Source organism: Paenibacillus koleovorans NBRC 103111 (genome assembly GCF_004000845.1).
Classification (GTDB): Bacteria; Bacillota; Bacilli; order Paenibacillales; family NBRC-103111; genus Paenibacillus_AA; species Paenibacillus_AA koleovorans.
Map to the genome: position 1 here is coordinate 1 of NZ_BIMA01000180.1, position 9,885 is coordinate 9,885.

5 protein-coding genes are annotated in these 9,885 nt (G+C 50.1%); 4 read left to right on the plus strand and 1 reads right to left on the minus strand.

All coding sequences use genetic code 11. The features are described 5' to 3' along the window. Both PKO02S_RS32665 and PKO02S_RS30585 read left to right on the plus strand, forming a co-directional pair. On the plus strand, positions 1-1,821 hold a 1,821-nt coding region (locus PKO02S_RS32665), incomplete at its 5' end, for a 3-keto-alpha-glucoside-1,2-lyase-like domain-containing protein (RefSeq protein WP_373865253.1). A gap of 220 nt (positions 1,822-2,041) precedes the next feature. Continuing rightward, a complete protein-coding gene (locus tag PKO02S_RS30585) occupies positions 2,042-3,442 on the plus strand; it encodes an MGH1-like glycoside hydrolase domain-containing protein (RefSeq protein WP_127588839.1) in 1,401 nt (466 codons plus the stop codon). A gap of 197 nt (positions 3,443-3,639) precedes the next feature. Here the strand turns inward: PKO02S_RS30585 and PKO02S_RS30590 are convergent, their stop codons facing one another. Next, entirely contained in the window at positions 3,640-5,793 is a 2,154-nt protein-coding gene (locus tag PKO02S_RS30590; protein ID WP_127588841.1) for an alpha-galactosidase, read from the minus strand. 107 nt (positions 5,794-5,900) lie between these two features. Between PKO02S_RS30590 and PKO02S_RS30595 the strand changes: the two genes are divergently transcribed. Further along, complete coding sequence (locus tag PKO02S_RS30595; protein ID WP_127588843.1) at positions 5,901-6,770, plus strand: helix-turn-helix transcriptional regulator; 870 nt, start codon at positions 5,901-5,903, stop codon at positions 6,768-6,770. A gap of 361 nt (positions 6,771-7,131) precedes the next feature. Continuing rightward, the gene (locus PKO02S_RS30600; RefSeq protein ID WP_127588845.1) at positions 7,132-9,858 is read left to right on the plus strand and encodes a CBM96 family carbohydrate-binding protein; all 2,727 of its coding nucleotides are present in this window, start codon (positions 7,132-7,134) and stop codon (positions 9,856-9,858) included. The last annotated feature ends 27 nt before the right edge of the window (positions 9,859-9,885 follow it).

Genomic DNA, 9,885 nt, shown 5'->3' on the forward strand with positions numbered 1-9,885 from the left:
GAGAAGATAGTGGCCGGCACGACTACGGTGCTCGCGACCACGCCGTTCACGATGACGACCGGGAATACGTACAAGCTGAAGGGTACGATCCGCGGCAATACGCTCATGCTGTACGTCGACGGGACCCTTTATCTGACGGCGACCGACTCGGCAATTGCCGCCGGAGGGTATGTCGGACTGAACGCGCATCGCCGCGATGCATACTTCGACAATATCAAGGTAGCGGAGATGACGAACGAGTACTATAACTTCGAGAGCGGTTCGGCGACCGGCTGGCAGCCGGTTAGCGGGACATGGAGCGTCGTGACCCAAGGCGCGGGCAAGGTGTACCGCCAGACGGACGACACCAGCGTGAGCGCCAAGACGATCACGAATTCCACGTGGACGGACGTGCTCGTGGAGGCGGATGTGACGACGGTGTCGTCCACGACCACCAACAACGGGGTTCATCTGATGGCCCGGTACCAGGACGCGCTCAATACGTACATGTTCCGCTATTACGTGCAGGCCGGCACTCCGTCGCTACGGATCGAGAAGATAGTGGCCGGCACGACTACGGTGCTCGCGACCACACCGTTCACGATGACGACCGGGAATACGTACAAGCTGAAGGGCACGATCCGCGGCAATACGCTCAAGCTCTACGTTGACGGGACCCTCTATCTGGCGGCGACCGATTCTGCAATTGCCGTCGGAGGAAATGTCGGACTGAACGCGCATCGCCGCGATGCATACTTCGACAATATCAAGGTAGCGGAGATTACAGGTGACGATCCGCTGACGAACGAGTTCTATGCTTTCGAAAGCGGTTCGGCGACCGGCTGGAAGCCGATTAACGGGACATGGAGTGTCGTGACCCAAGGCGCTGGCAAAGTGTACCGCCAGACGGACGACACCATCGTGAACGCCAAGACGATCACGACTTCCACGTGGACGGACGTGCTCGTGGAAGCGGATGTGACGACGGTGTCGTCTACGACCACCTACAACGCAGTCCAATTAATGGCTCGGTACCAGGACGCGCTCAATACCTATACATTCCGCTATTACGTGCAGGCCGGGACCCCGTCACTGCAGATCGAGAAGATATTCGCCGGCACGACTACAGTGCTCGCGAGCACGCCTTTCACGATGAACAACGGAACTACGTACAAGCTGAAAGGCACGATCAGCGGCAATACGCTCAAGTTGTACGTCGACGGGACTCTCTATGTGACGGCGACCGATTCGGACATTACCGAAGGGTATGTCGGACTGGCCGCGCATCGCCGCGATACGTACTTCGACAATGTCAAGGTGATGGAGATTATCGGGGACAAGTGGGAAATCGGCCGTGGGCCTTGGTCGATCATCAACTCTGAGCTGTATACCGACTCGCTCAACTTTAGCAACTCTGAGGTGCGAACGCGGCAGCAGAACGACTTGTACGCCTACAGCGGACAGGCGAAGGTGAAGGTCGTCGCCTGGGGCGCGACGCCGGCCAGCGCCGGACTGGTGGCCCGCTCGCTTGGCATCAACGATGGCTACCGCTTCCTTCTGTACAACTCCGGCAGCGGTACGAAGCTGCGCATCGAGAAGGTGCTGAGCGGCCTGCCAGCCCTCGCGACGCCGACCGTGCTCGCGGAGAAGTCGTACACGGTCTCCGCCGGAACGGACTATACGCTGAAGGTCACGGTAGAGGGCGGTTTGCTGAAGCTGTACGTGAATGGTACGTTCGAGCTCAGCGCCTACGACACGACGCTGCCGCGCGGCGGCTTCGGGTTCCGGGCCACGAACGCTCAAGCGAGTTTCGACAACACATCGCTGGAGCAGCTCCAATAGAGGGATAGCGAAGAGAGCCCAGGAACATGGTTCATGTCCCCGGGCTCTTGCGTGCTTCACGCCGGAGTCATAGATGAGATGAAGGAGGAAGGAGATCAGCTTGAAAAATATAACTTTCCTAACGGATGACAAAGGACTTCAGGAGAAGTACCAAAGCGCGGTCAACGGGCTTGCCGGGAACGTTTCCAATCCCTATACGGTTCAGGGGCGCCAATTGCAAATGCCTATTCTGGTGGAGGGAGCGGTCTATTCGGGTATATGGCTGGAGTGCGGCCCTTTTGAGGGGCTGGTCTACGGCAGTATGTATAACATGGAGGTAGCAAAGGCCAATCATCGAATCTTTTTTGAATTTCAAAAAGAGGATGGTTATTTGCCCTGCTGGATTAGAAGCGGAAAAATCGGGACCGGTCAGATTCAAATGGTAGTGCCCATTGCAAAAACAGCCTTCGAGGTTTACCAACAAACCAAGGAAGCCGCTTTTCTGGAAGAGGCGTATTCTAGTTGTGTACGTTGGGACGATTGGTTGAAGAAGTACCGTGATCCTCGCGGACTGAATCTTTGCGAGTTGTTTTGTGAGTACGATACCGGTCATGACCGGAGCAACCGCTTCTACAGCTTGTGCAAAGGAAGCGCCCATGAATGCCCGGATAATGACGCCAGAATCTGCCACAATGTAGGGACCTTGCCCTGGCTTGCTCCGGATCTATCGGCAACCTTGTATGGAGGAAGGGTTGCGCTTGCCGCCATGGCCCGGGAAATGGGGCGCGAGAGTGAAGCGGAGGAGTGGCTGGAGAAAGCGGAGCTGACGAGACGGGCCATCTTGTCCCATTTGTATGATCCCGAAAGCAGCTGCTTCTACGATCTGGACTGCAATAACCGCTTCGTGAGAATCGTATCCGATACCTTGACTCGGGTGCTATGCGAGCATGTGGCAGACCAGCCGCTATTTGAACAAATCTTTGGCAGACATATCAAAAATCCGTATGGGTTCTGGACTCCCTATCCCCTCCCGTCGGTTGCCGTCTCCGATCCTCTATACGACCCCAAGCCGCCGTTTAATTCCTGGTGCGGCCCCTCTCAGGCATTAACGGCATTACGGGCTCCACGGTGGTTTGAGCATTACCGGAAGCCCTCAGAGTTGACATTTATGATGAAGATGTGGGTCAAGGCCCTGGTCGCCAGTCCTGATTTCTCGCAAGAGATGAATCCGTTCACGGGAGAATTCAGCATGGCCAAAAAATATTCCCCTAGCATGTGTGTCATGATCGATTATACGGCGCGGTTATATGGGATTCAAGAAACCGGGCAGCAGCTAGCGTGGAATTGCCGATTGCCGGAGCAGGCTCAAGCCTCCGTATATGAGATGGATGTGCCTGGCGGGCGGGCAGTCCTGCGCAGGGGCACCGAATCCGCTTCAATAGCCGTTGGCGGCAAGGAGCTGTACAGCGTGAAGGGGACGTGCAGGGTGATTACAAATCGAAATGGCGAGATCCGTACAGTCGTTGGTACTGAACAGAATGATGTACAAGTGGAGGTAGTCAGGCTGTATGACCATAAAACGGCAGTTCTTAGCCTCAGTCCCAATGAGGAAGTCGAAGTCAATGAAGGGGCATATGTATAATCGGCTTGTGCACGACAGATCGATTAAGCCGGCTTGCGATCCATGAGGGGCGACCGGAACTACGTACAAGCTGAAGAGAGCCCGGGAACATGGTTCATGTCCCCGGGCTCTTGCGTGCTTCACACTTCCGAATAAATGTACTCGCTTCTCCCACCTTAAATTGAATCGTAACTGGCTTCCAGGAATCAGTCGAGGATTTACTCTGCGATCTGATAGCGATACAGGGAGAAGGAGAAGTGTGCCGAAAGCTTGAATGAGACATAGCCATTGGCGTCTGCCTCTACCTCTACCGTTTCCTCCGCACGGTTCGAAATCACGACATCTTTGTCTGCCAGCCGAATGATCTCAGTTAGGCAAAGTGTGGATAAAGGCTCGACTCCCCAAAGCTTCAGGGCATACTCTGATCGCGTATGCTTTTCCCGAATCACAAGCAGATATCCGTTATGCTCATCGATGATGCTTTGAAGCCCTGTCCAGGAAGCCCCTGACGGTTCCTCCCCTAGAGGCAATACATGCCCTCCCAGTATAGCAGGATGATGAGGTTTGACTGCTTCAATCACGTTGCTTAACGCTACTGACTGTGTTGCAGTGAGCCGCGTTGTCTCCATCCAAGCCAATGGATTTGTAAAGGCGACCACCATAAAGGCATACACCTGCCCGCTATGAAATGGTGACAATGGATCATTTTCATACTTGTCTTGATTCCGCTCAACATTCAAAAACTCCATTTGCAATCTGTCTGCTGGAAAATAAGGAAGCAGCGTCCACAAGTTACGCAGTGTCCAATGGGGATAATAATTGCCCCAGTCTGTATAGCGATTTTCCAAGAAAATCGTGCCATATTGCGTTTGACCCAAGTACCCTAATCGCGTACGAGCCGTCGCATCGATATTGAATACCACTTTACCTCCCGTGGTTTTAACCACTTGGCGCATCATCGTAAGAAGTCTAGTTTCTCCAAGCTTTGAACGAATTTCTATGCCATCTAGTTTAAATGCCACGATGTCATACGCTTCGTGCAGTCCGAGCAATGTGGTAACGTCTTTCTCCCAATTGACATAATCGTCGGAGGAATCCGGTGAAAACCATAAACCAAGCTGAATGCCCTTCTCAGCAGCTGACTTCACAAGTGGAGATAAACCATTTGGAAACCGTTCAGGATGAACATGCCAAAACTGCCCGTTCCCGCTGTAATAATGGCTCCAAAGACCGCCTCCTGGCGCGGCATTGACGGAATTGACGGTGACTCCTTTTTGCCAACCGTCATCGATTTGTAGCACAGTCAGACCTAGGTTCGATGCTGCTCGCAGTTCATCTAGCACGAAAGCTTCATTCAAAGCACCGTCTTTGGAACGGTCGCCCCATGTGTTGCTCATCAGAAAGCTGTCCCTGTCCGGCTTATAATGCCGGAGATTTCTGTGGTAGTCATGCATCAGCCGATGCTCGCTAAAGGCATCTCCGTCATAAACCCCAACCATCGTTCCATAGGATGTTATGGTCTCTCCAGCAGATAGGTCCGATTGCGTGATGCCTGAACCTTTTACGGAGAGGCGTTTCCCGTGAAAATAAAAATCGGTACACCCCGGCTGTAAATCCCCAAGAGGGGTCGGCCCCTCCTTCGCAACCATAAGTCCGCCAGTACCAAGCGTCGATTTGAGTGTAAGCAGGTTGCCGCGCAAGCTCAACTGCTCATTGACGTACAATAAACCGCTTTCTTTGCTTATCAGATTATTATGCGTGTCGGTCTGATCACGAAAGCCGACACACGCCCATCGGCAATGTAAATGCTGGATGGGGAGCCAATCACAGTAGTCTCCGCCTAGTTTCCCGCGTGCCTTATTATTGTCATCCAGTTGCAGCTTATCTTCAGTACTAGAGAAGGCTTGGCGATCCGGTTGAATTAGGGCTACAAAGGACGCAGCTGAATCTGATTCGGCTTCTCCCGCAGCGTTCGGCTTGCCGGCCAACACCGAATACTCATGGCGGATAAAAGAGGAGCCCGGATACACTTTAAGCGTTAACCGGATGGTTAAGCGTTCATCGTCGTGGTCATAGGCCATGTCCACATCCAGCCTCAAATACGGCTTGGAAATGCCGTAGTCATCCTCTTCGCTAGCGGTAACAGAAGCGTTCGTCAACTTTGCCGATGGTGACAGCCAAGGAAACTGAAACATCGTTGTTTCGTTCGTCCGGGACAACCATTCCACTTGATTCTTTTTATCATAGATCGACTTGCTGATCGGCCCTCTTTCTTCGAAAGCCCAACTGCGTTCAATCGCAGTGTTGCCAACTTTTAATTTTGAACCCTCAATCTGGACATAGCAATCCTGTATCCACTTCGATTTCAGCATAGAGAAACACACTCCATTGTGGTAATATATTATCCGACAAAATGAGTATATCCCCTTTGGTAACCAATGAAAAATAGGAACATTTTGAATCGGAGTGGTAAAAAATTGTGAAAAAAACTTTTGGATTCCGTTATACCAACGAAGATCGTCACTTATTTAAACTTGTGTCCATCGGCCATGAAATCACGTGTGATGCCAACTACCACTGGGACGGTATGAAACGTGATGGAACCGGCTTCATTTTTCAATTTACGATGAAAGGAGCAGGCATGCTGCGCATAGGCGAGGAACTGATGGAGATCGGTAAACATCAGGCACTGTGGGTTCAAATCCCGAGTAATCATGCCTACTGGTATCCTCCAAAAAACGCAGAGCCATGGGAATTCATTTGGATTCGATTCGAGGGCATTCGCGGAGAAGGGCTGCGGAAAGAGCTCTTCGGTGAACACAACAACCTCATTGCCCTGCCTCCCGAGGCGCCGCCCGTAAATTTGCTATGGAAGCTATATGAAGATGTGAGTCAAAAGCAGGTTGGTGACCGCTTTGATCTATCCCTGCGTATTTATGAATGGGTGCTGGCGCTTCAGCGTTTTCTGCAAAGCAAAGAAGCCGTCTCTCAACACGAGATACCGGCTGCCTACCGTAAAGTTGCAACTCATATCGATCATCACTATGCTTCTGACCTTTCCTTGGATCGTTTAGCAGAGGTGGCCGGACTTAACAAGTACTACTTATGTAAAAGGTTTCCCCTTTACTATCATGTCAGCACCATGGATTATCTCCGTAATCGAAGAATAGAAAAAGCCGCTGAGTTACTGCAAAATCCCCATCTCTCCGTAAAGGAAATTGCATCTCGCTGCGGCTATCACGAGGTCGGTTATTTCGGTAAGGTGTTTCATAAAATGATGGGCATGTCGCCTAGCTCCTATCGGGAAAATGCGAGTAAGCATGAGGATTATTTGAGGCTGCTGGAATGATATCGCGCTGTATACCAAAACGATAAGAGGCGGGTTGCCCATAGTGGCTGAAGCCTCTTTTTTGCATTCTACCGATGATGAGTAAATTCAGTCGAGCTTACCATTTGATGACATGGTCATGAAGTGAGCAGAACCAATTAAATTGCAAATAGCCATAGAGTCGGTTTACTCCCTATACTGAAATCAATCAAACAGACTAGTACTAGGAAAAGTATGCGACCATGACCTTGACGGGGAGGTGATAGCCCGATCGCTAATAGATCGCCAACATCTAAGCCGACATCTCAGATCATGTTCGCCGTCCAGTTACTCTTTTCAGTTTTAAATTAGCTTAAATTAACTAATGAAAGAGGTGTGATTTATGGTGAAAAAAGTATTGTCTTATTTGCTTGTATTTGTATTGACTATTAGTATTTCTGATGCAATCTTTGCTCCTTCCCAAACGAAAACGGCATTTGCTGCCGTTACTCACCCATTTTTGCTGATTCATTCATCTGATTTCGCTGCGATGCAAAGCAAATCCAGTTCGGCTCCTTGGCTGGGAATGAAAACCGATGCCATCGCCACTTCAAATGCAGGTCTTACCCTGGGAGGCACCAATCGTGAAAATTGTTTGAAAATGAGCGCGTATCTTGATGCTACTGCTCTGGCATATATCCTTGACCCGACTAATAAGTCTACTTATGTTACCCGTATCAAAAATGTAATCTTGAATGATTTGCCTACTATGGCGGTTGCTAATTCTGCGCTGTGGGATGAAGTTGTACCGCCGGCAAATACGCTATTTACCGCTATCATTGCGCTTGACACGGTATATAATGACATGGCCTCGGGAGATCGAACATTAAGTGAAACCACGATTGAGAGCTTAGTGAATTCGATTCCTTACACGGTTAACTGGAAATTGGCGGGGTATGGCCTTCATGGTACATGGGATGTGTATAAGGGGGTAAGGACTACCCCGGATGATACTTACTATGATAGGCTCATATATGAGATAGGCGGAGGGGCTACACACTTATCTGCGGGGTATGCGGATGCCAGATTCCTGGGAAATGACAGGTATGTGAAAAGCATGTATATGGATGTATTGGAGCATACGGGCATAGATAACAGGTACTATTCCAATCCGACGATTATTGCTGCCTATGAGCATGTTCTCGGCTATTCGTCAACGCCGTTCAAGCGTCCTGCCATGTTCGGAGATACGGCACTTGTAGCCGGCTCGTTTTATGCGAAAGAAGGAAGCATGCCTGCATACCGGGCGGCAAAATTCTCAAGCGATGCTGCAAAATATGCAGCCTGGTATAACGAGGGTAAAACGAGACGGGGCAGGCTGCTGAACTATGTTGTTCCCGATGCTGATCTGCCGTCGGCGCAAATGCCGACAAAGAGCGTGGTTTATAAAGATGGCGGGGGCTATTTCCGTGACAATTCCGGTTCTGCGAATGGATTGATGGGGGCATTGTCCAATGTAAGTGTGGAGCCGCAGCATGCGCATAAGGATACGAATGCAATCTATCTTGCCGGTTATGGTGAACATCTATTGACCAATTCGGGGTATCCGGGCTATGGAGACCACACAGTAGTGAACAATAACGCACCTGAGCTTGTTATAACATCATCGCAGCCGACATATACTGCCCGTGCCAGTGCAGATGCCTTTGTGAGAAGCGGTACTTATGCCGACACCAATTATGGCACTAATCCCACCATGATTGTTAAATCGGATCTCGCGAATTATGCCCGGAAGGCCTATGTTAAATTCAATTTCTATCCATTCCTGGCGCCTAGCGCTTCAAACGCAAAACTGAGGGTTTACGTAGACAGTATAGGTACTGATTCACCAAGGACGATAAAAGTATACGGCACGTCCGATGAGTCCTGGACAGAGACGGGAATCACGTGGAACAATGCGCCTGCAGGAACCACCTATATTACCAGCTTTACCGTAACTGCAGGAGCGGAATGGAAAGAAGTTGATGTAACAAGCTATGTAAACAGCAACCTGTCGGACAAGATTGTGTCGTTTTTGCTGGTGGATGAAGGGGCGGCAAGCTCAGCCGGACAGGTTATCTTTAATTCGAAGGAAGCTGCCGGTACTACCTATACATGGACTTATGTAAATGGTGCCGTCTGGGCCAATAATTCACTTTATACGGACCGTGACGCCAATCATACTACCAAGTACGGGGGCGGCTTAAGCGAAGGCTTTACCAGTACTTATTTTGACTATGCTCAAGGTCTTGACGGTCCTGCGCTTTTAAACGATTCACACAGCAGAGATTTCTTGTTTGTGCATCCGCAAGACGGTGCGAACGGCTATTTCATTATGCGGGATGGAATCACAACCGCTGCAAACGGTTATGCCTATACGGCTTTACATCCTAATACGAAAAGCAGCACAGGGATCACGACAGTTACTTCCGATACGGAATATGAAGCCACAATCAATGGATTTTTACTAAATAAAACAGATGTTAAATTAAATGTATTTTATGCTACCCCGCCCACTTCAGTTACTTTGAAAAATGGTGCTATAACAGGTTTTATCAACTCCTTCGAAGGTAAGTACCTGGAAGCGAAGTATCAAGCCGATACAACTGGCAATGCGAGATTCCTTACCCTCCTGTTCCCCAGCGATTCGACTCATGCGAAAGCAACCATGACACGTTTGGCCGGCTCCGGATATACGGGAGCATCGGTAAACCACGGAAACGGTATTATCGACTATGTTTTCACAACCAGCAATTCATCGAGCAAAAGCTATAACGGAGTCTCTTATTGGGGTTATGTAGCGGCATATCGTAAAAACGGGACCGAAACATCATTCTACTTTATCCGATCAGGCAAAAGCTTCAGTGACGGTGCAGGCTATGGGTTCAGTTCTCCCTCGAATGTCTCGATTCATATGAGAGGAAAGACAGGTAAAATCGCAACAAATTCAAACGTCAACGTGACCTTCAATTATCCGGGCATCACCGGGGTGAACCTTGACGGAGCTCCAGCCGCCATCGTGGGTTCGGGAAGCGGATATGTGACTGTAACCGTTCCGGCAGGGACAAAATCGGTGCAATTATTGCCATAGTAAAATATAGAGTTAAATTGCGGAGAA

Bases quoted from the DNA above. Each gene is read 5' to 3' on its own strand.
- PKO02S_RS30585 (WP_127588839.1), top strand. From the start codon at position 2,042: ATGCCTATTCTGGTGGAGGGAGCGGTCTATTCGGGTATATGGCTGGAG.
- PKO02S_RS30590 (WP_127588841.1), bottom strand. From the start codon at position 5,793: ATGCTGAAATCGAAGTGGATACAGGATTGCTATGTCCAGATTGAGGGT.
- PKO02S_RS30600 (WP_127588845.1), top strand. From the start codon at position 7,132: ATGGTGAAAAAAGTATTGTCTTATTTGCTTGTATTTGTATTGACTATT.